This is a genomic window from Campylobacter sp. 2457A, from assembly GCF_020135895.1.
Lineage (GTDB): Bacteria > Campylobacterota > Campylobacteria > Campylobacterales > Campylobacteraceae > Campylobacter_D > Campylobacter_D taeniopygiae.
The window spans coordinates 18,359-40,345 of record NZ_JACHTO010000008.1 but is presented as its reverse complement, the minus strand read 5'-3'; the positions used below and the strand labels follow the sequence as shown (position 1 = coordinate 40,345).

The window sequence follows — 21,987 nt, the reverse complement described above, 5'->3', positions numbered from 1 at the left end:
AGAATTTTAGCAAAGTAATGGTAAAAATAGAATTTTAATTCTATTTTTTTATTTGGTTATAAAAATTGAACCACTTTATCAAAATCAAAGCGATTTTTTTGCGGCAAATTTTTATCATTGGAGTAACCTAGAGCTACAACCAATGTCGCTATTTCTTTTTGAGTGTCAAGATCTAGGTAGGAATCAAGTTTAATTTTATCAAAGCCCCCTATTGGACAGCTAGCTATATTTAAGGCATTGGCGCTATAAAGTATGCTTGCTAAGGCAATATGAGCTTGCTCTCTAGCGTAAGCAATTTTTTGCTCATGATTTAGAGATTTTAAAAAAGGCATATAGGTATCTAGACGTTTTTGAATTTCTTTTTCTTCCATATCTCTTTTTCTTAGTTTTTCTTCAAAATAATCTAAAAAATCAAGTCTTGATAAAATGATGATCAAAGCAGAACAATTTTTAACATGATTTTGATGATTGCAAATTTGAGATAATTCTTCTTTCTTCTTTTCATCTTGTACAACCAAAAACCTCCAAGGTTCTAAGCCTAAAGAACTAGGACTTAATCTAGCGACTTCTAATATATTTTTTAGATCTTGTGGATTTAATTTTTCATTTTTAAAATTTCTACAAGAATATCGATGTTTAAAAATATCCAATTCTTTCATTATTTTTCCTTATAAAATTCAACAACTTCATTAAAATTTAAGCGTTTGGTTGTGTGTTTTGGCTCTTGTGCTCTATATCCAAGGGCTAATACAACCGCTGTTTCAAAAGGATATTCTAATTTTAAAAATTGATCTATTTTTTCTTTGTCAAAACCACCTATCATACAAGAATCAATTCCTAAGCTTATGGCAGCTAAAGACATTTGCATCATTGCAAGATAGCATTGAAGTTGGGCATAATGATAGAGTTGTTTATCGTCCATGGTGTCGGTTTTTTGAGTATAAATTTGTAAAATTTTTTGAAATTTTTCTTCATCAGAATCAGCAAATCGACGCACTTGCTTTTGGATAAAAGCATCTTTGCTTTGCAAATCTTTTCTGGCTAAAATAACGATATTATGGCTCGCACTAGCGACATTTTGCTGATTAAAACATAATTTGGAAAGATTTAAATTATCTTCTTGCTTTTCAAAAACAATGAATTTCCAAGGTTCAAGACCATAAGAACTCGGAGTTAAAATTCCACTTTCTAGGATAAAATTTAAGTCATTTTTATTGATTTTTTTATCGCTAAATAATTTACAAGCGTGCCGTTTTAAAATAAGATCTTTAAAATTCATGGTTAATTCCTTAATGTAATTTAAGCTAAATTAATTATAGGTTATAAAAGTTTAATCATTTATAAAATTAAAATTCAAAAATTTCTGGCTTGAGTTTTAATAATAAACAAAAAGTTGCCATCGCAGCTTGTTTTTGCATTAATTCTCTATCTCCGTCTAAATGAAGAATTTCTTGCACAAATGTTCCATCTTTAAACATTGCCCCTATATAAACAGTACCTGATTTTATAGCGCCTTCATCGTTTTCTCCGGTTACTCCACTGATAGCTAAGGCAAAATCAGGCTTTGCTGTTTTAAAAATTCCTTTTAACATAAAATACACACAACGTTCGCTATATTCTCTTCTATTTTGCAAATTTTCTTCTGCAATGCCTAGCCATTCATGTTTTAATCGATTAGAATAGCTCACAATCGATCCTTCAAAAATTTGACTCACCCCGTTAAATTTAGTAAGCATACTAGCGCAAAGCCCGCCTGTGCAGCTTTCAGCAAAGGAAATTTTTAAGTTTTTTTCTAAAAGTTTTGAAATAATAAAATCCAAAGGATTTTTTCCTAAAAATACTTTTTGTCCAAAAAGATTTTTAATGCTGGTTAAAAATCCATCTAATTTTCCAAAATTAGGACAAGTGGCTTTAATAAGTGTGAGATTATCTAGTATTTTACTTGTTTTGATTTTAACTTCATAAGATTTTGTTAAGGCATCAAGAAGTACAACTGCACTTTCATCATCAATCCCAAAAAGGCAAAAATAGGTAAAATTAGGTTGTATATTTCCAAGAAGTTCTGGAAGTTTCTTACCTATTGTAGTTTTTATAACATTGATTTTTGAATGGATAAAATCACATACAAAACTATCTTTAGAAAAATAAGCTTTATCAGGAACTAAATTATCCTCTTTTAAAACCAAAGCATCTTCATTGAGTGTTGCAAGAATTTTAGCTATGGTTGCATAATGATTAGATGTGGTAAAAAGAGTTATAAAATCATATTCTGTTAGAAGTTTTTCTAGTAAAAAAGGTAATTCTTTATCGGTTTTATTTTGAAAACGAATTTCACAAATTTCTTTAAATTTTTTTTCATAAGAGCGATAAATATAATCCTTATAATCATCATTCATTGCCAATTCATCGCCAATAAGAAAAAGTAAATGTTTCATAAAATTTCCCTTTTTTGTGTAATTATAGCTAAATTTTAAACTAATTTTAGTAAAATTTGAGATTATAAAAAATTTAGGTGGAAAATGATGGACTATAAAGATACCTTACTTTTGCCAAATACTACTTTTTCAATGCGTGCTAATTTGGCCGAATTTGAACCTAAAAGATTTGAAAAATGGTTTAATCAAAATTATGCTTATGAGAAAATGAAACAAAAGCGTAAAGATACTTGTGATACCTTTACTCTACACGATGGTCCTCCTTATGCAAATGGTTATATTCATATCGGTCATGCTTTAAATAAAATTTTAAAAGAAACGATTATCAAATTGCATTATTTTAATGGAGAAAAAATTCGCTTTACCCCAGGTTGGGATTGTCATGGCTTGCCTATAGAACAGCAGGTTGAAATTAAACTTGGTGAAAAGAAGAAAAGTCTAAGCAAAAAAGAGATCCGAGAATTTTGTAGAAAACATGCTGATGAATTTGTTAATATTCAAAGAGAAGAGTTTAAAAAACTTGGCATTATAGCGGATTGGGATAAGCCTTATCTGACGATGAAATTTGAATTTGAAGCCGCTATTTATAGGACTTTATGCGAAATTGCTAAAAAAGGATTGCTTTGTGAGCGTTCCAAACCTGTTTTTTGGAGCTGGGCTGCAAAATCAGCTTTGGCTGAAGCTGAGGTAGAATATGAAGATAAAGAGGATTATTCTATCTTTGTAGCTTTTGATTTGGATGAAAATGCTTGTAAAAAAATAGGAGTTTCAAAAGCTAGTGCGGTTATTTGGACAACTACGCCTTGGACTTTAGTGGCTAATCAAGCCATCGCTTTAAATCCTAATGAAAATTATGTGATCACTAAAGAGGGCTTTATTTTTGCAAGTGCTTTGCTTAAAAGTATGGTAGAAAAAGGTTTAACAAAAGGAGAGGTGCAAAAAGAGCTTAGCGCAAAAGAATTTGAAAGATTAGAAGCGATTAATCCTTTAAATTTTAGAAAATCCACTTTGATTATGGGTGAGCATGTATTGATGGATGGTGGAAGTGGGCTTGTGCATACTGCTCCAGGTCATGGTGAAGATGATTATTATGCTTGTTTAAAATATGGTATTGAAGTTTTAATGCCTGTGGATGATGGAGGGTGTTATGATGAAACTTTAAGGACTAAAAAACTTTTGCCAGAAAATTTACTAAATGAATTTATAGGACTTCATATTTTTAAGGCTAATGAAAGAATTTTAGAACTTTTGGGTGATTCTTTATTGCATTCTTCAAAATTTATACACTCTTATCCGTTTTGTTGGAGAACTCACAAACCTGTCATTTACAGAGCAACTAAACAATGGTTTATTTTAATGGATGAAGCACTTTTAGAGGGTAAAACTTTAAGAGAATGCGCAAAAGAACAAATTCTAAAAACAAAATTCTATCCACAAAGCGGTATAAAAAGAATCGGATCTATGGTTGAAAATCGTCCTGATTGGTGCATCTCACGTCAAAGAGATTGGGGGACGCCTATAGCGTTTTTTAGAGATAAAACCACCAAAGAAGTGATTTTTGATACTGAACTTTTTGATTTTGTGGCTAATATTTTTGAAAAACATGGAGCCGATGCGTGGTGGGAATTTGAAATTAAAGATTTAATTCCTAAAAATTCAAAATATAATCCAGAAAATTTAGAAAGAGTTTATGATATTTTAGATGTTTGGTTTGATAGCGGAAGCACTTGGAATGTGGTTTTAAATAGCGGAATTTATGACGCTGGAGAAAAAAGAGCTAATATGTATTTAGAAGGAAGTGATCAGCATAGAGGTTGGTTTCAAAGCTCTTTACTTATTGGAAGTGCTATTAAACAAATCGCTCCTTATAAAAGCATTTTAACCCATGGATTTACTACAGATGAAAAAGGGCAAAAAATGTCCAAATCTAAAGGTAATGTGATAGCACCTGAATATGTAGCCAAAACTTACGGGGTTGAAATTTTAAGACTTTGGATACTCTTAAGTGATTATTCAAGTGATTTAAAAATTTCTGATAATATCTTAAAGCAAGTAAGCGAGCAATACCGAAAAATAAGAAATACCATAAGGTTTTTACTTGCGAACATTAATGATTTACAAAATTTACAAATTAATGAATTTAGTTTTATAGATAAATGGATACTCACGCGTGCAACCCATGTGTTTAAAAATGTTAAAGAAAATTTCCTAGCTTATGAATTTGCTAAAGGCTTTAATATGCTTTTAAATTTTTTAAGCGCAGATTTAAGTGGAATTTATCTTGATATCAGTAAAGATAGATTGTACTGTGATGCTAAAAATGGCGATCGTAGAAAATCAGCTCAAGTGGCAATGGCTTTAATCACTAAAGAACTTTTAAATTTACTTGCTCCAACTTTAACTTATAGTGTTGATGAGGCTTTAGAACATGCTAATGATTTGATTAAAGACAATATCGCTGATGTTTTTGATCTTAGTTTGAAAGAAAAATTTGAATATGATTTTGACATAGATGATAAATTTTTACTCAATGTGCGTGAGAAATTTTTTGAAAAAATCGATGCACTCAAAAAAGATAAATTGATAAAATCAACTTTAGAACTTAATCTTATCATGGATTCTAAGCGTTTTGATTTTATACCAAAAGATGAATTAAATGATTGGTTTATGGTGAGTGATGCTAAAGATGGCTTTGGTGAAATTTTGTGCGAATTTGAAATTGAAGATGAAAAGTTTAAGATCGCCAAAGCTATATCACATAAATGCCCTAGATGTTGGAAACTAGAAAGCCAGAAAGAAAACGAACCTTGTGTGCGTTGCAATGAGGTTTTGAAAAATGTTTGAGTATCCTATTTCAAACTGTGTAGTGATTGCAACTATTTTTGTGATTGCTTTTTTCTGTGGTATATCGATTGTTTTGATTAAAAAATATGCAAAAAAATACAAGGAAGGAAAATGATAACTTTAAAAGAGGCCTTGAAATTATCTCAAGAAGAAATTCAAAATTTAAAAAAAGAATTAAATGAAAGAGCTAAAAAAGAAAGCCATCTAGGGGCTTATATAGAACAATTTTTAGGCAAAGATTTAAGTCAAAGTTGCGAAGGAATTCCTATTGCTATTAAAGATAATATTAATGTTAAGGGTTGGGAATTAACCTGTGCGAGTAAAATTTTACAAGGTTACGTGGCACCTTATGATGCGAGTGCTATTGTGAATTTGAAAAAAAATGGTTTTGCTCCTTATGGACGAACTAATATGGACGAATTTGCGATGGGTAGTTCAACAGCGACTTCTTATTATGGAAAAACTCTAAATCCGTTAAATCCAAATAAAGTTCCAGGGGGATCAAGCGGAGGTAGTGCCGCGGCTGTAGCCGGTGGCTTAGCTTTGGCAAGTTTAGGTAGTGATACGGGTGGCTCTGTGCGTCAGCCTGCTGCTTTTTGTGGTTGTGTTGGATTTAAACCAAGTTATGGCAGGGTTAGTCGTTATGGTTTGGCTTCTTATTCTTCAAGTCTTGATCAAATAGGTGTTTTAACGCAAAATGTTGAAGACGCTGCGATTTTATATGATGCTATTGCAGGATACGATAAAATGGATAGCACAAGTGCAAATATTGAGTTTGTTAAAACAGCACCACAATTAAACGCAAATAAAAAACTAAGAATTGCGGTGATTGAAAATTATATCAATGACGCAAGTGAAGAGGTTAAAAAAGCTCTTTTAAAAACTATAGATATGTTAAAATCACACGGGCATGAAATTGTTTATAAACATATGCTTGATTGTAAATATGATATAGCGGCGTATTATATTATTGCAACGGCTGAGGCGAGTGCGAATTTAAGTCGTTATGATGGTGTGCGTTATGGAAGGCGTTCTGAAAATATAGAAAATCTTAAAGATATGTATATTAATACTCGCAGTGAAGGTTTTGGAGAGGAGGTAAAAAGAAGAATTTTACTCGGAACTTTTGTGCTTAGTAGCGGATATTATGATGCGTATTATATCAAAGCACAAAAGGCTAGAGCCTTTATAAAAGCTAAATATGAAGAAATTTTAAAAGATTGTGATTTGATTTTTATGCCTGTAGCTCCAACAACAGCTTTTGATTTTAACGCTAAAAAAAGTCCTATTGAAGTTTATTTAGAGGATGTTTATACTATTTCTTTAAATTTAGCCGGTCTTGGAGGTATTAGTGTGCCAGTGGGTAAAGATAAAGATGGGCTTAATATTTCTGCCCAGCTTGTTTGTAAAGCCTTTGAAGAGCAAACCTTGCTTGATGGTGCTTTAAGTCTTGAAAATATTATAAAGGAAGGAAAATAATGAATATAGTCAAACGTGCTTTAACTTTTGAAGATGTGCTTTTACGTCCTTGTTATTCTGAGATACTCCCAAAACAAGTTCAAATTCATACTCAACTTACAAAAAACATTTCCTTAAATATGCCTTTGATTTCTGCTGCGATGGATACAGTAACTGAACATAGAGCAGCTATTATGATGGCAAGACTTGGTGGGCTTGGGGTTATCCATAAAAATATGGATATCGCTTCTCAAGCAAGAGAAGTTAAAAGAGTAAAAAAAAGCGAAAGCGGGGTGATCATAGATCCTATTTTTATCGGTCCAAAATCAAGCATAGCTCAAGCCTTAGAAATTATGGCAGAATATAGAATATCAGGCGTTCCGGTAGTTGATGAGTCTAGAAAATTGATCGGAATTTTGACTAATCGTGATTTAAGATTTGAAAATGATTATTCTAATTTAGTTGAAAATGTGATGACAAAAGCCCCTTTAATCACTGCTCCAAAAGGATGCACTTTAGATGATGCTGAAAAAATTTTTAGCAAAAATAAAGTAGAAAAATTACCGATTATAGATAGTGAAGGTCATTTGGAAGGATTGATCACAATTAAAGATCTTAAGAAACGTAAAGAATATCCAAATGCAAATAAAGATAGCTTTGGAAGACTTCGCGTTGGTGCTGCTATAGGTGTAGGACAAATCGATCGAGTCGATGCTTTAGTGGAAGCTGGGGTTGATGTTGTCGTGCTTGATTCTGCGCATGGGCACTCTAAGGGTATTATCGATACGATAAAAGCTGTAAAACAAAAGTATCCAAATTTAGATTTGATCGCGGGAAATATCGCTACCGCAGCGGCTGCAAAAGCTCTTTGTGAAGCGGGTGCGGATGCTGTAAAAGTGGGAATAGGGCCAGGAAGTATTTGTACCACTCGTATAGTTTCTGGTGTGGGCGTTCCTCAAATTTCAGCCATAGATGAGTGTGCTATCGAAGCTAAAAAATACGGAGTTCCGGTGATTGCTGATGGTGGGATTAAATATTCAGGTGATATAGCTAAGGCTTTAGCAGCGGGTGCGAGTTCTGTTATGATAGGATCTCTTTTAGCGGGAACAGATGAAAGCCCAGGAGAGCTTTTTACTTATCAAGGAAGACAATACAAATCTTATCGCGGAATGGGATCGCTTGGAGCGATGCAAAAGGGCAGCTCTGATCGCTATTTTCAAGAAGGAACAGCTCAAGATAAATTAGTTCCTGAAGGTATAGAAGGACGTGTGCCTTATGTGGGTAGCATTAAAAGCGTGGTGCATCAACTTTTAGGAGGACTTCGTTCTTCTATGGGTTATGTGGGTGCTAAAGATATACAAGATTTTCAAGCTAGAGCTGAATTTGTGGAAATTACAAGCGCAGGTCTCAAAGAAAGTCATGTTCATGATGTAACTATAACTCATGAGGCGCCAAATTATAAGGTTAATCAATGAGTTTTGAGGAAAAGATAAAAAAAGCCAATGAAGCCTTAGATAAATTAAATAATGATGAATTGACTTTAAATGAAAGTGTGAAAATATATAAAATGGGTCTAGAAAGCATTAAAAAAGCTAGAGAAGAATTAGAAAAAGCAAAATTAGAAGTGGAGAGTATCGATGAGTAAAATTTCAGCCTTGCAATTTCCTACTTTAGCTTTAAGTGAATCAAGATTAGATTATTATTTAAAAGCTTCAAAAGATAGTGGAGCCGATCTTGTTGTTTTGGGTGAATATGTCATCAATAGTTTTTTTACTGAATTGCTTTCTATGCCAAAATCCATGATAAAAGAGCAAAGCGAGGCTAAAAAAGAAAGCTTAATACGCCTTTCAAAAAAATATGAATTAGAAATCATAGCGCCTTTTATCAGCGTTGAGAGCAAGGGTTGTAAAAAACTTTGTTTAAAGGTTTCTCCTAATGGCGTAAAAAGTTATGAACAGCAAATTTTGATGCCTTATAATCATTGGAACGAAAAAGGTTTTTTTAATAATAAATGCGACAAATATAAACTCTTTACTTTTTCTTACGCGGGATTAAAATGCGCTTTACTTTTTGGTTTTGAAGTTCATTTTGATGGCTTTTGGAAAATGATCATGCAAAAAAAGATCGATTTGGTTATTATCCCTACGGCTTCAACCTTTGAAAGCAAAAAAAGATGGGAAGAACTTTTAAAAATGAGAGCTTTTTTAAATTCAACCAGTATTTTAAGAGTTAATCGCATAGGTAAGCTTAAAGAGGATTGGAATTTTTACGGCGATACTATGTTTATTGATGCTTTTGGTGAAATTCAAGAAAGACTTGGTAACGAAGAAGAAATGCTAATTATCGAGCCTACAAAATCAGACGAAGCGAAAAAACTTTGGTGTTTTGAAAAAATGGCAAAAGGTTTTGAAAGATAATAAGTACATAATTTAAAAATATTTATTTTTATGTGCTTATAATATAATTTTTATATTTGAGATTTTATATGAGAAAAATTTTATTGCAAATTATTATTTTTACTTTTTTGTTTATAATTGTTTTTACAGTGAATAGAATTTTGATGCAAATTGGTTTTATTCCTAGTAATTTAGTTAGCGATAAAAGTGAATTTGTCCAAATGTATCTTTTAGGCATTTTTCACGATATAAGATTTCTAAGTGTTGCTTTTTTACCTTTTTTATTGTGTGCTTTTATATCTTTGTTTTTTTCTCAAATAAAATTTGGTAGTATTTTTAAAGAAAGAATATCTAAAATTTATTTTATAGTTTCTAGTTTTTACATAGTTTGCATTGCTTTTCTTTCCTTAGGTTTTTCTTATGCAAAATATTATTATTATGAAATTTATAAAAGCAAATTTGATATTTTTATGTTTAGCTTAAAAGATGATAATACAAAAACTATTTTAGACATTATTTATAATGATTATCCTATTTTAAAAATTTTTGTATTTATGTTTATTTTTGGATTTTTGTGTATTTTTCTTAATTCAAAGATTCTAAGATTAAAATTAAGAGCTATTAAGTTAAAATTTCCTATATTGATATTGTTAAATTTAATATTAATTGGAAGTTATATTGTGGCCTTAAGAGGTCCTTTTAAACATGTAGCTATCAATGTTCAAAATTATTCTTTTAGCGAATTTAGCGTTTTAAATGATACTATGCTAAATCCTGTCATGGCTTTTTCTTGGGCTTTTAAACAATACCGTCAAGAAGAAAGTTTTAAAGCAATCAGTTCTTCAAAAGCCCAAAATCTTAAAAATAAACTTTTTGATGATTTATATACAAGTCCTAAAAATATACAAGCTGAAAAAATTCATCCTAGTGTTTTTGTCAATTTAATGGAAAGTTTTGGACTTAATTTGGCAGATTTTTCAAATGAAGAGCATAATTTTTTAGGTGCTTTAAAGCCACATTTTGAAAAAGATTTTGTATTTAAAAGATTTTTAAGTGCTTATAATGGCACGATACCAAGTTTTGCTAATTTGTTTTTTATAAGTCCATATCAAAATATCTCTACAAGTAAATTTCAAAAAACTTATTTAGATTTAACCCCTATTGCTGTTTATAAAAAAGCAGGATATAAAGTTATTTTTGTAAGCGCAGGAAATGGTTCATGGCAAAATGTTAAAAATTATTTAAGTGTTTTAGGTGTTGATGAAATTATTGATGAAAATGTTTTGATGAAAGAATACAAACAAGCTAAAACGAGTGAAAATGGTTATGGGATAGCTGATAAATATTTATATAAAAAAGTTTATGAGTTATTGCAAAAAAATCCTCATAATACCTTGATCATCGGCTTAACAATTTCAAATCATCCCCCTTATAAAATCGCACAAGAAGGTTTATCTAAGCTAGAAAATATCCCACAAGCTTTGCTCAACTTACTTCCTTATGATAAAAATAAGCAAGAAAATATCATTAAAGCTTATACGTATGCAAATAATGAATTTGGTAAATTTTTAAATAAGGTTAAGCAAAGTTCATTTAAAGATAGTGTTATAATCGCAGCTACTGGAGATCATAGAGTTCGTGAAATGGGGATTGATTTAAATTCTCAAAAAGCCTTTGCTTATAGTGTGCCTTTTTATCTTTATATACCTAAGATTTTGCAAAATAATCTTTACTATGATAAAAATCGTTTGGGTTCTCATAAGGATATTTTTCCTACTCTTTATGCTTTAAGTCTTAGCAATGCTCATTATTTAAGCGTTGGTGGAAGAAATATGCTTGCAAAACCTACAAATAAAAAATTAGAATTTGCTTTTAATGATGTTGTATGGGCGGATAATGATGGAGTTTATATAGGAAATAAAGGATATTTTTTTGAAAATAATAATACTTTAAAAGATAACAATAAAGCTTTTGATCTTGACGCGTATCATAAGAATTTTGCTCAATCTTATAAAGAATTAAATTTCTATCAGTTGGCTCAACGTTTAGGTGTGGCAAAGTAAGGCTTATATTTTCTTTTTAGTAAAAAAGTGTTAAAATTTAGGCTTTTTAAAATAAAGGCTTAAAATATGCAAAAAATTCATTTTATTGGTATAGGCGGTATAGGAATTTCTGCACTAGCAAGATTTTTAAAGGAAAAAGGCTGTGTTATTAGCGGGAGTGATCTTAAAGAAAGTAAGATTACTAAGGAGCTCGAAAAAGAGGGCGTTAAGATCTTTATTCCCCATCATCAAGATAATGTTTTAAATAAAGACTTAGTTGTATATTCAGCGGCTATAAAGGAAGAAAATCCTGAATTCAAACATGCTAAATCTTTAGGTATGAAATGCCTTTCAAGAAAAGAGGCTTTACCGCTTATTTTGCAAGATAAGCGTGTGTTTGCTGTTGCTGGTGCGCATGGAAAGAGCACTACATCGAGTATTTTAGCTTCTTTATTTGATGATGCTTCGGTGATTATAGGCGCTATTTTAAAAGAATTTGGCTCTAATATGATCTATAAAGAAAGCGAAAATCTTATTTTTGAAGCAGATGAAAGCGATAGCTCTTTTTTAAATTCTAATCCTTATTTAGCCATTGTTACTAACGCTGAAGCGGAGCATTTAGATCATTATGAAAATCAAGTTTCAAAATTGCATCAAGCTTATACGCAATTTCTTGATATGGCAAAAATTCGCGTTATCAATGCAGAAGATGATTTTTTGAAAGATTTTAAGGCAGAGGCTTTGCGTCTTTATCCTAGTAAAGATATTAAAAATTGCACCATGAAAATAGAAAATTTTAAGCCTAAAATGAGTTTTGAACTTAAAGATCTTGGGAATTTTGATATTTTAGGAATGGGTTATCATCTAGCTATCGATGCTTCTTTGGCTATTTTAGCGGCTTTAAATTTTTTAGATGTAGAGACTATTAAAGCTAGACTTAAAAATTATCAAGGAATTAAAAAAAGATTTGACATTTTACATGCAGATGAAAGCTTAGCTTTAATCGATGATTATGGTCATCATCCCACAGAGATTAAAGCGACTTTAAAAGCAGCTAAAGAGTATGCTAAACTTGGCGGTTATGCTAAGATCACAGCTATTTTTGAGCCTCATCGTTATACGCGTTTATTAGCAAATTTGCAAGATTTTGTCCATGCTTTTGATGGGATTGATGAACTTGTGATTTTACCCGTTTATGCTGCAGGGGAAGAAAAAGTTGAAATCGATTTAAAAAAATACTTTCCTAAGGCTTTATTTGTAGAAGATATCAAAAGAGAAGGTAAATTTTTAGTCAGTGATAAAGGAAGGGTTTTTGATAAAGGACTCATTATAGGATTTGGAGCAGGAGATATTAGTAATAAATTAAGGCAAGCTAATGATTAGATTTTTTCTGTATTTTTTTATTTTCTTGTTTTTTGCTATTTTTGTTTTTGCTCTTAATAAAAAATCAAGTTTAAAGCTTAAATTAATTTATCTTTTTTTCTTTATATTTTTAATAGCTTTTGCAGTATGGTTTGAGTATAAAAATTCAAAACAAGATTCTAAAACAATACTTTTGATTGAAAAATTCAACCATGGTGAAAATATTGTTTGTAAAGAAGGAAATGTCTCAAATCAATTTTTCAATTATGAAAGCGGTACGCAAAGTTTTATTTCAAAAAAAGATAATTTGATTATTGATATAAAAAGATGTGAGTTATAGATGGAAGATATTGCTTTAAGGCTTGATTTAAAAGCTTATTTGGATGAATTTAAGGCTTTATTTGCAAGAGAAAAAGATATATTTTTGCAAGGGGATTCTCATTTGCATTTTGAAAGAATTTGTGAGCTTTCAAAGATAGATTTTAAGCCCCCGCTTTCTTTAAAAAAATTAGATTTTGCTTTAATGCATTTAAGCAAACAAGGTGTTTTACATTTAGCAGAAATTTATGAATTTGTTAAGATTTTTCGTTATTTTAAGTATTTAAAGGGTTTAAAATTTGAAACACATTTGAAAACTTGGCTTGAAAAAATTGAATTTCCAAGCGGGATTTTAGAACTTAGTGAAAAATTTGATGATAAAGGCGAGCTAAAAGAAAACCTAGATGAAAGATTGATCAATTTAAATACAGCTTTTAAAATGAAAAATGAAGCCATACAGGCCGAATTTAAAAAATACTGTTATAGCAAATCTTTAACCCCTTATCTTATGGATACTCAAATTCATCTTGTTAATAATCTAGAATCTTTACTCGTTAGAGGCGGTTTTAATCACGCTATAAAAGCAAAGATTATAGGAAGAAGCACGGGAGGAGGCTTTTATATCGTTCCTGAAGGTGTTGAAAAATTGCAAAATGATTTAGAGAAATTGCAAAATCAAAAAGAAGAAATTTATTATGAATATGCTAAAAATTTTTCCATTTTTTTAGCTAAAAATTTATTATTCTTAAAATTTATTAACAACGCTTTTGATTTATTTGATCATTATAGCGCTAGAGTTTTGATGGCTAAAAAGAAAGATTATGAATTTCTCTTGTGTAAAAATTCAGACGAGATTGTTTTAAAAGATTTTGCACATCCGGCTTTAAAAAATCCTAAAAGCGTTTCACTTGAATTTAAAAAGCAAGTTTTGATCATTACTGGGGTAAATGCTGGTGGAAAATCGATGCTTTTAAAAAGCATTTTAAGCGCTTGTTTTTTAGCTAAACATCTTTTGCCAATGCATATAAATGCAAATGAAAGCAAAATAGGAACTTTTAAGGAATTTGATGCCATTATTGAAGATCCGCAAAATGTGAAAAATGACATTTCCACCTTTGCAGGAAGAATGCTCCATTTTTCCAAACTCTTTACAAAGAAAAATTTACTTTTAGGCATAGATGAAATAGAGCTTGGGACAGATTTTGAAGAAGCAGCTTGCTTGTATAGCACTTTGATCTCTCATTTGATTTCTAATAAATTAAAAATCATCATCACCACACACCACAAACGCCTTGCTATGCTTTTAGCTGAAAATGAACAAGTTGAATTGATAGCGGCTTTATATGATGAGGAATTTTCAAGACCAAAATACGAGTTTTTAAAAGGCACCATAGGAAAATCTTATGCTTTTGAAACGGCTTTGCGTTATCAAATTCCGCCAAATTTAGTTAAAAAAGCCAAAGAGCTTTATGGGGAAGATAAGCAAAATTTAGAAGAAATGGTGAGTAAAAATATCAATCTTGAGCTTGATTTAAAGCTAAAATTAAATGAAGTGGATAAAAAAGAACAAAAGATTGATGAAATTTTACTTTCTTTAAAAGATCAAAAAGAAAAAAATGAAAGCGAATTTCGTCAAAAACTAAGGGATTTAGAGCTTAAATTTTATCAAGCTATAGAAGAAGCTAAAAAAACTATACGCTTAAAAGACACTAAAGAAAAACAAAGAAGTTTAAACAAAGCTAATGAGCTTAAGAAAAATATCGTTTTGCCAAGTATGGAGCAAAATGAAGAATTGAGAGTCGGGGATTTTGTAAAATATGAAAAGATTAAAGGAAAAATCGTAGGAATTTCTAAAAATGATGCTTTAGTGGAAAGTGAAGGGATAAAACTTCGTGTGCCTTTAAAACTGCTTAAAAAAAGCGGTGCTATCCCTAAACCTAGTCCAAAAACAAGTATAAATATCACAAAGCCTAGTAATTTGGGCGTGAGTTTGGATTTACACGGGCTTAGAAGTGATGAAGCGATTTCAAGGCTTGATAAATTCATTTCAGATGCCTTGATAGCGGGTTTTGATGAGGTGATCGTTTATCATGGTATAGGTACTGGAAAACTCGCTTTTGCGGTAAGAGAGTTTTTAAAAACGCATAAAAGCGTAAAAAGCTTTAGCGATGCTTCGATCAATCAAGGCGGCTTTGGCGCTAAGGTTGTGAGATTATAAAAATTAGAAAAAATCTTGCAAAAATATTTATTTTCTTAAAGTATTTTGTGCTAGACTTTGAAAAATTCAAGGTTTAGTGATGAAAAATATAATGATATTAAGCGGAGCAGGGTTATCTGCTCCAAGCGGACTTAAAACTTTTAGAGACAATGACGGACTTTGGGAAGAATACGATGTGATGGAGGTTTGCTCTGCAACAGCTTTTAGGAAAAATCCTAAAAAAGTGCTTGATTTTTACGATGAAAGAAGAGAGCAGCTTAAAAACGTAGAGCCAAATCACGCCCATAAAAAAATAGCAGAACTTAAGCAAAAATGGGGTAAAAATCTTTTTGTCATCACGCAAAATGTCGATGATTTGCTTGAGCGCGCAGCGTGTAAAGATGTGATCCATTTGCACGGCTTTTTACCTGAACTTCGTTGCCTAAAATGCGGTGAAATTTTTAGTATCGGCTATGAAAAAATGGCCGGTAAATTTTGCCCTAAATGCAAAAGTGAAAATTTAAGACACAATATAGTCATGTTTGAAGAGGCGGTGCCTATGTATGCCACTCTTTATTCTTTGCTTGAGCAAACTTCGCTTTTTATCAGCATAGGCACAAGCGGAGCAGTTTTGCCAGTAGGGCAATACGCTAGCATGTGTGAAAAAAGTATTTTAAATATTTATGATAAAGATGATAATTTAGAAAAATATTTTGATAAAATTTATATTGAAGATGTTGTAAGTGCGATTGATAAAATTGCACTAGATATTGAAGAATTTATGGAGAGTTAATGTTTGATTCTTTGTTGAATGGATTGATTTTAGGATTTGGCGTTAGTGTTCCTTTTGGGCCGGTTAATATTTTGATCTTAACCTATGCTTTAAGATCTTTTAAAAATTCATTAGCAGTAGGCTTTGGGGCTTTTAGTGTCGATATGCTTTATCTTTTTTTATTGCAATTTGGGCTTTTGAGCTTTTTAAACAATGATATTTTTAAATATATCTTGGCTATTTTTGGCTTTTGTTTTTTAAGCTATATGGCTTTTTTAATGGTTAGAAAAAAAAGCGAAGCTTTAGATCTGCAAAATCAAGATTTTAAAGAAAGTCTTTTAAAAAGTTATATCAAAGGATGTTTTTTAAATGGAACAAATCCTTTTGTTATAGGATTTTGGTTAAGTACAGCTGGGGTGATTATCGGAGATGGACATCCTTATATTATGACTGTTGGGCTTATCATTTCTATCATAGCTTGGGTTTTTGCCTTGTCTTTCTTTGTGGCTAAATATAAACATTTCTTTGGTGCAAAGGTTATTAAGATTGTAAATATAGTTTCAGCTTTGATTATAGAATATTTTGCCCTTAGTTTGTTGTATAAAACTTTTATAGGATAAAAAATGAATGCCAAAGAACTTTTAATCGAGCTTTTAAAATTTAAATCCATCACGCCAAAAGATGATGGAATTTTAAATTTTATCGCCTTAGAACTTAGCGATTTTGAAGCTTTTTTTGTGGAAAAAGAGGGTGTAAAAAATTTATTATTGACAAAAAAATTTCAAGATGGAGGCGATCATTTAGCATTTTGCGGCCATGTAGATGTTGTGCCTGCGGGTGAGGGTTGGCAAAGCGATCCTTTTAAACCTGTAGAAAAAGAAGGCTTTATTTATGCAAGGGGTGCTCAAGATATGAAAAGCGGTGTAGCTGCTTTTATCCATGCGGTTAAAAATGCGAATTTTAAAGGCTCTAGACTTTCTTTAATACTAACAAGTGATGAGGAAGGGGAAGCAAAATACGGAACTTTAGAGCTTCTTAAATTCATGCAAGAAGAAAATATCTTGCCTGATTTTGCTATAGTGGGTGAGCCAACTTGTGAAAAATATCTAGGAGATAGTATCAAAATAGGACGCAGAGGTTCTATCAATGGTAAAATTCTCATACGTGGAAAACAAGGACATGCTGCGTATCCTGAAAAATGTATCAATCCTATCCATGATTTTTCTCATGCTTTGAAATTTTTAGCGGGCTTTGATCTTGATCCTGGTAGTGCAGATTTTACTCCTTCTAAGATAGTCATTACTGATATTAGGGGAGGACTTGAGGTGTGCAATGTAACTCCAAATGATCTAAAATTGATGTTTAATGTTAGAAATTCTCCAGATACAACTTTAGATGATGTGAAAAATTATATCGATAAAATTTGTCATGGTTTAAATTATGAATTAGAAATCAAACAAAGTTCAAAACCTTTTTTAACTCATCATGATAATAAAGTGGTGCAAAAATTAAACGAAAGCATCCAAAAGATCACGCAACGCGTTCCGAGTTTCAATACTAAAGGCGGCACAAGCGATGCAAGATTTTTAGCAGAATTTGGTATAAGTGTATGTGAATTTGGGGTATGCAATGATAGAATTCACGCTATTGATGAAAGAGTAAGTGTGGAAGATTTTGAAAAACTTTGTGAAATTTATAAAGATTTTATAGAAAATTTTTAGAGGCTAGCAATGATTATCAATGGTGAAAAGCTTGATTTAAAAGAATTAAGATTGATGGATTTTTTAAAAGAAAAGGGTTATAAAATCGAACTCATCGCCTTAGAATTAAACGGAGAAATTATCCCAAAGGATCGTTTTGAAAATTTGATTTTAAAAGAAAATGATAAGGCTGAAATTGTAAGTTTTGTAGGGGGTGGCTGATGAAAATAAAATTCAATGGTAAAGAGCTTGAAACCTCTTTTAAAAGCACTTTGGAATTTTTTCAAAGTGTGAGTGAAAATGAAAATGATGTTTGGATAGTCAATGGCTTTGCAACAAAAGAAGATCTAGATTTAAATGAAAATGATGAGCTTTTTTGCATACAAAAAAATACTTTGCCTCCAAAAGATGCACTTGATGCGATGATGAGAGCAAGACACACCCCAAAACTTCACGATAAATTAAAAAATTCAAGTGTTGCGGTGTGTGGCTTAGGTGGCCTTGGCTCTCACATAGCTATCATGTTAGCAAGAAGTGGAATAGGGGTTTTAAAACTCATCGATTTTGATGTGGTAGAGCCTAGCAATCTTAACCGCCAAGCTTATCGCGTGTGTGATTTGGGTAAATTTAAAACCGAGGCTTTAAAAGAACAAATCAAAGAAATCAATCCTTACACGCAAATTGAAATTGAAACTTTAAAGATAGATGAGCAAAATTTAGCCCATTTGTTTAAGGATATAAATATCGTTTGTGAAGCTTTTGATACGCCTTTAGCAAAAGCTATGATCGCGCAAAATTTTCATAAATTTTATCCTGATATAACTTTAATCTGTGCTTCAGGACTTGCAGGTTATGGCGATAGCAATAGCATACAAACGAGAAAAATTGCAAAAAATTTCTATGTTTGTGGGGATTTGGTGAATGCAGCACAAGTTGGAAATGGACTGATGGCACCACGGGTTAATATTTGTGCAGGACATCAAGCTAATTTGGTTTTAGAACTTTTAGCTAGCAAGGAGTAAAAATGGATGATAAATTAAAAATTGGAAAATATGAATTTAACTCACGTTTTATTTTAGGATCGGGTAAATTTTCACTTGAGTTGATTAAATCAGCGATCGAAGAAGCAGGAGCACAGATCATCACTCTAGCTTTACGCCGTGCTTATACGGGAGAGGTTGAAAATATCTTAGATTATATTCCAAAAAATATCACTCTTTTGCCTAACACTTCAGGAGCAAGAAATGCTCAAGAAGCTTTACGCATAGCAAGGCTTTCAAGGGAGTTAGGATGTGGAGAGCTTATAAAGATCGAGGTGATCAGTGATAGTAAATATTTATTGCCGGATAATTACGAAACGATCAAAGCTTGTGAGCTTTTAGCAAAAGATGGTTTTACGCCTTTGCCTTATATGTATGCTGATCTTTATGCGGCTAGAGCAATGAGAGATGCTGGAGCTGCGGCTATTATGCCTTTGGCCGCACCTATAGGAAGCAATAAAGGCTTGTGTGCTAAAGAATTCATACAAATTTTACTCAATGAAATCGATCTTCCTATTATCGTAGATGCGGGCATTGGCAGTCCATCTCAAGCTTGTGAGGCAATGCAAATGGGAGTGAGTGCAGTTATGGCAAATACGGCCATAGCTGAAGCAAAAAATATCGCTTTAATGGCTAAAGCTTTTTCTTTAGCGATAAAAGCGGGAAGAGAGGGTTATTTAGCCGGTTTAGCAAGTGTGAGTGAGGCTAAGGCAAGTTCTCCTTTAACAGGATTTTTAAGGGATTAATCATGCAAGATTTTATGCAATATTTGCCTCACATGCAAGAAATAAAAAGTGATATTTTAGATAAAGTTTTGTTTGAAATAAAAGATTATAATGAGGCTAAATTTAGCACTAAAGATGTTGAAGAGGCTTTAAATTCTACGCATTTAAGTATAGAAAATTTAAAAGCTTTGCTTTCAAGTGCGGCTGAAGAATTTATCGAGGAATTAGCTTTTAAATCATCAAAGACAAAAATAAAATATTTTGGAAATTCTATATCGCTTTTTACTCCGCTTTATTTGTCAAATTATTGTAATTCTAAGTGCGTGTATTGTGGTTTTCAAAAGGGTAATAAAATCGCAAGAGCAAAGCTTAATGAAGATGAAATTCACAAAGAGATGAAAGTGATTGCAAAAACAGGTTTGCAAGAAATTTTGTTATTAACAGGGGAAGGAAGAGAATTTGCAAATGTAGAATACATCGCAAAAGCTTGCGCTATCGCAAAAGAGTATTTTAAAGTCATAGGGGTTGAAATTTATCCTATGAATGAAGATGAGTATAAAATTTTGCATGAAAATGGCTGTGATTATGTGACTATTTTTCAAGAAACTTATAATCCTTTAAAATATTCTAAAATTCATCTTGGTGGCGAAAAACGCATTTTTCCTTATCGTTTTAACGCCCAAGAAAGAGCTTTAAAAGCGGGTATGAGAGGGGTTGCTTTTGCTGCACTTTTAGGTATAGATGATTTTAGAAAAGATGCTTTGGCTACGGCTTTACACGCGTATTTTTTACAGCAAAAATATCCACATGCTGAAATTTCTCTTTCTGTGCCACGTTTAAGACCTATTATCAACAATGCTAAAATTCATCCTAAAGATGTGAACGAAAAGCGTCTTTTGCAAGTGCTTTGCGCGTATAGACTTTTTTTACCTTTTGCAGGAATTACGATATCAAGCCGTGAAAGAATAGGCTTTAGGGATGAGGTGATTAAGCTTGGGGCGACTAAAATGAGCGCAGGAGTTAGCGTAGGGATTGGCGAGCATAGCGGTGAAAAAAAAGGCGATGATCAGTTTGAAATTTCAGATGAAAGAAGCGTAGAAGAAATTTTAACCATGCTTAAAAATGCAAATTTGCAAGCTGTGATGAGTGATAGTATCTATGTGGGATAAAAAGATTATCGCTATAAGCGATCGAAAAATTGTTGAGGGTGATTTTTTAAAACAGGTTGAAAAAATTGCCAAGTCAGGTGTAGATGCTTTTGTGCTTAGAGAAAAAGATTTGAGCGAGTTTGAGTATTATGACTTAGCTAAAGAAGTTTTGCAAATTTGCTCTAAGCAAAAGCTTACTTGTATTTTGCATTTTTTTGACAGACAATGTTTGAAATTAAATCATAGATATTTTCATGCACCGCTTAGTTTATTAAGACAAGAGCCTAGATTGGCTCGGTATTTTCATTTGCTTGGAACTTCCATCCATAGCAAAGAAGAACTTTTGGAGGCTATGAATTATAAGGTTAATTATGCTTTTGCTGGACATATTTTTGAAAGTTCTTGCAAGAAGGATTTAAAGCCTAGAGGAATTGAGTTTTTAAATTCCTTACTTACTTTTAGCAAAATTCCACTTTATGCCATAGGTGGGATTAATCTAGAAAATATTGAAAAACTTAAAAATTTAGATATAGCTGGAGTTTGCATGAGAGAAGCTTTGATGAATGAAAAAAAATTAAAAGTTTATTTAAATGAATGCAGACAAAAATGCGAGTAGACATATAGTTTTACCCCAAGATCTTAGAAAATTAAAAAATATTAATTATAAGAATTTTCAATTTTGCACCTTTGCAAGATATATCCAAAAAGATTCTTTTCATTCTAATTACATAAATTTACAAAAACATCTTTTAACCTTTGTCAAAAAAGGCTATAAAATTTTACACACATCTAAAAAAGATTATAGAATTAATTCTTATGAGGTTTTGTTTTTAAAATCAGGAAATTACACCCTTAGCAATATAGGTTTAAAAGATGGAATTTATGAAGCGCATTTATTTTTCTTTGATAATGCTTTTTTAATAGAACTAATTTATAAATACAAGCATTTGCTCAATTTTAATCCCTCTTGCTTAAATGATGAAATTTTTTGGATACGAAATGATAAAATTTTGCAAGGAATTTTAGAAAGCTTTAATCCATATTTTGATGAAAATACGCAAATTTTAGATCCAATTATTAATTTAAAATTTGAAGAGATTTTTTTGCATTTGCTTTTAAATAAAAATTCAAATTTTATCACTTTTTTAGCTGAAATTTTAAAAGAATTTCGTCTGGATTTATCTCAGCTTTTTGAGTATTGTGAGAAAGAATTTTTAAGTGTTCAAGAAATGGCCGATTTTGCCAAGCTTGATTTGGCGAGTTTTTCTAGAGAATTTAAAAAATGCTTTAAGATGAGTCCAAAAAGATGGTTGGATGAAAAACGTTTGCAAAAGGCTAAATTTTTGCTTGAATTTTCTAAAAAAAATATCAATGAAATAGCGACAGAATGTTCCTTTTCTTCTATATCTTGGTTTATAGAAAGATTTAAAAAAAGCTACAAAATGACTCCTAAGCAATATCAAAAATCAAAAAACTTATATTTTTAATCAAAAAACTAATACATTTTATTTTTTTTAAAATATATAATTTTTTTAATTTTTTAACAAGGA

Annotated in this window: 22 protein-coding genes; 19 read left to right on the top strand and 3 right to left on the bottom strand. The window is 31.4% G+C overall.

The genetic code is table 11. The features are described from left to right. Positions 1–56: 56 nt before the first annotated feature. The 3 genes from H2280_RS03905 to H2280_RS03895 all read right to left on the bottom strand — a co-directional run bounded on the left by H2280_RS03905 (position 57) and on the right by H2280_RS03895 (position 2,435). Entirely contained in the window at positions 57–662 is a 606-nt protein-coding gene (locus tag H2280_RS03905) for an NAD(P)H-dependent oxidoreductase (protein ID WP_337215750.1), read from the bottom strand. Continuing rightward, positions 659–1,279 (bottom strand): NAD(P)H-dependent oxidoreductase, encoded by a 621-nt coding sequence (locus H2280_RS03900; RefSeq protein WP_337195748.1) that lies wholly within the window; start codon positions 1,277–1,279, stop codon positions 659–661. The genes H2280_RS03905 and H2280_RS03900 overlap by 4 nt, the downstream gene beginning before the upstream one ends. A 67-nt stretch (positions 1,280–1,346) precedes the next feature. Further along, positions 1,347–2,435, bottom strand: a complete 1,089-nt coding sequence (locus H2280_RS03895) for a CinA family protein (RefSeq protein WP_137623407.1) — start codon at positions 2,433–2,435, stop codon at positions 1,347–1,349. Between the two features lie 87 nt (positions 2,436–2,522). On the opposite strand from H2280_RS03895, the gene ileS reads away from it, so the two are divergent. From ileS to H2280_RS03800, 19 genes are all read left to right on the top strand, one after another. Continuing rightward, on the top strand, positions 2,523–5,279 hold the full coding sequence (ileS, locus tag H2280_RS03890; protein ID WP_337215729.1) for an isoleucine--tRNA ligase: 2,757 nt from the start codon (positions 2,523–2,525) through the stop codon (positions 5,277–5,279). Then, positions 5,272–5,394 (top strand): hypothetical protein, encoded by a 123-nt coding sequence (locus H2280_RS03885; RefSeq protein ID WP_281276516.1) that lies wholly within the window; start codon positions 5,272–5,274, stop codon positions 5,392–5,394. The genes ileS and H2280_RS03885 overlap by 8 nt, the downstream gene beginning before the upstream one ends. Beyond that, positions 5,391–6,758: an Asp-tRNA(Asn)/Glu-tRNA(Gln) amidotransferase subunit GatA gene (gene gatA, locus H2280_RS03880; RefSeq protein WP_337215728.1), complete on the top strand. Its 1,368-nt coding sequence runs from the start codon at positions 5,391–5,393 to the stop codon at positions 6,756–6,758. The genes H2280_RS03885 and gatA overlap by 4 nt, the downstream gene beginning before the upstream one ends. Beyond that, positions 6,758–8,212, top strand: a complete 1,455-nt coding sequence (guaB, locus tag H2280_RS03875) for an IMP dehydrogenase (RefSeq protein ID WP_337195744.1) — start codon at positions 6,758–6,760, stop codon at positions 8,210–8,212. Before gatA ends, guaB begins: the two co-directional genes overlap by 1 nt. After that, positions 8,209–8,382 (top strand): exodeoxyribonuclease VII small subunit, encoded by a 174-nt coding sequence (gene xseB / locus H2280_RS03870; RefSeq protein WP_137623403.1) that lies wholly within the window; start codon positions 8,209–8,211, stop codon positions 8,380–8,382. Before guaB ends, xseB begins: the two co-directional genes overlap by 4 nt. Then, positions 8,375–9,154, top strand: a complete 780-nt coding sequence (locus H2280_RS03865; protein WP_137623402.1) for a carbon-nitrogen hydrolase family protein — start codon at positions 8,375–8,377, stop codon at positions 9,152–9,154. The genes xseB and H2280_RS03865 overlap by 8 nt, the downstream gene beginning before the upstream one ends. Positions 9,155–9,222: 68 nt before the next feature. Further along, complete coding sequence (locus H2280_RS03860) at positions 9,223–11,196, top strand: LTA synthase family protein (RefSeq protein WP_337215727.1); 1,974 nt, start codon at positions 9,223–9,225, stop codon at positions 11,194–11,196. 66 nt (positions 11,197–11,262) lie between these two features. Then, positions 11,263–12,558 carry a UDP-N-acetylmuramate--L-alanine ligase gene (gene murC / locus H2280_RS03855; protein WP_337215726.1) on the top strand — a complete coding sequence of 432 codons (1,296 nt, stop codon included), beginning with the start codon at positions 11,263–11,265 and terminating at the stop codon, positions 12,556–12,558. Continuing rightward, complete coding sequence (locus H2280_RS03850) at positions 12,551–12,877, top strand: hypothetical protein (RefSeq protein ID WP_337195740.1); 327 nt, start codon at positions 12,551–12,553, stop codon at positions 12,875–12,877. Before murC ends, H2280_RS03850 begins: the two co-directional genes overlap by 8 nt. Beyond that, entirely contained in the window at positions 12,878–15,073 is a 2,196-nt protein-coding gene (locus tag H2280_RS03845; protein ID WP_337215725.1) for an endonuclease MutS2, read from the top strand. Between the two features lie 79 nt (positions 15,074–15,152). Next, the gene (locus H2280_RS03840; protein ID WP_337215724.1) at positions 15,153–15,845 is read left to right on the top strand and encodes an SIR2 family NAD-dependent protein deacylase; all 693 of its coding nucleotides are present in this window, start codon (positions 15,153–15,155) and stop codon (positions 15,843–15,845) included. Further along, positions 15,845–16,444 carry a LysE family transporter gene (locus H2280_RS03835; protein ID WP_137623397.1) on the top strand — a complete coding sequence of 200 codons (600 nt, stop codon included), beginning with the start codon at positions 15,845–15,847 and terminating at the stop codon, positions 16,442–16,444. The genes H2280_RS03840 and H2280_RS03835 overlap by 1 nt, the downstream gene beginning before the upstream one ends. A gap of 3 nt (positions 16,445–16,447) precedes the next feature. Next, entirely contained in the window at positions 16,448–17,545 is a 1,098-nt protein-coding gene (dapE, locus tag H2280_RS03830; RefSeq protein ID WP_337196113.1) for a succinyl-diaminopimelate desuccinylase, read from the top strand. Between the two features lie 9 nt (positions 17,546–17,554). Then, positions 17,555–17,746, top strand: coding sequence for a sulfur carrier protein ThiS (thiS, locus tag H2280_RS03825; protein WP_137623392.1), 192 nt, complete (start codon positions 17,555–17,557; stop codon positions 17,744–17,746). Next, positions 17,743–18,546: a thiamine biosynthesis protein ThiF gene (gene thiF, locus H2280_RS03820; protein ID WP_337215749.1), complete on the top strand. Its 804-nt coding sequence runs from the start codon at positions 17,743–17,745 to the stop codon at positions 18,544–18,546. Before thiS ends, thiF begins: the two co-directional genes overlap by 4 nt. 2 nt (positions 18,547–18,548) lie before the next feature. Continuing rightward, a complete protein-coding gene (locus H2280_RS03815; protein WP_137621492.1) occupies positions 18,549–19,310 on the top strand; it encodes a thiazole synthase in 762 nt (253 codons plus the stop codon). Between the two features lie 2 nt (positions 19,311–19,312). Then, complete coding sequence (gene thiH, locus H2280_RS03810) at positions 19,313–20,458, top strand: 2-iminoacetate synthase ThiH (protein WP_337215723.1); 1,146 nt, start codon at positions 19,313–19,315, stop codon at positions 20,456–20,458. Further along, positions 20,448–21,053: a thiamine phosphate synthase gene (locus H2280_RS03805; RefSeq protein ID WP_337215748.1), complete on the top strand. Its 606-nt coding sequence runs from the start codon at positions 20,448–20,450 to the stop codon at positions 21,051–21,053. The genes thiH and H2280_RS03805 overlap by 11 nt, the downstream gene beginning before the upstream one ends. Then, positions 21,028–21,924: a helix-turn-helix domain-containing protein gene (locus tag H2280_RS03800; protein ID WP_137623388.1), complete on the top strand. Its 897-nt coding sequence runs from the start codon at positions 21,028–21,030 to the stop codon at positions 21,922–21,924. The genes H2280_RS03805 and H2280_RS03800 overlap by 26 nt, the downstream gene beginning before the upstream one ends. The last annotated feature ends 63 nt before the right edge of the window (positions 21,925–21,987 follow it).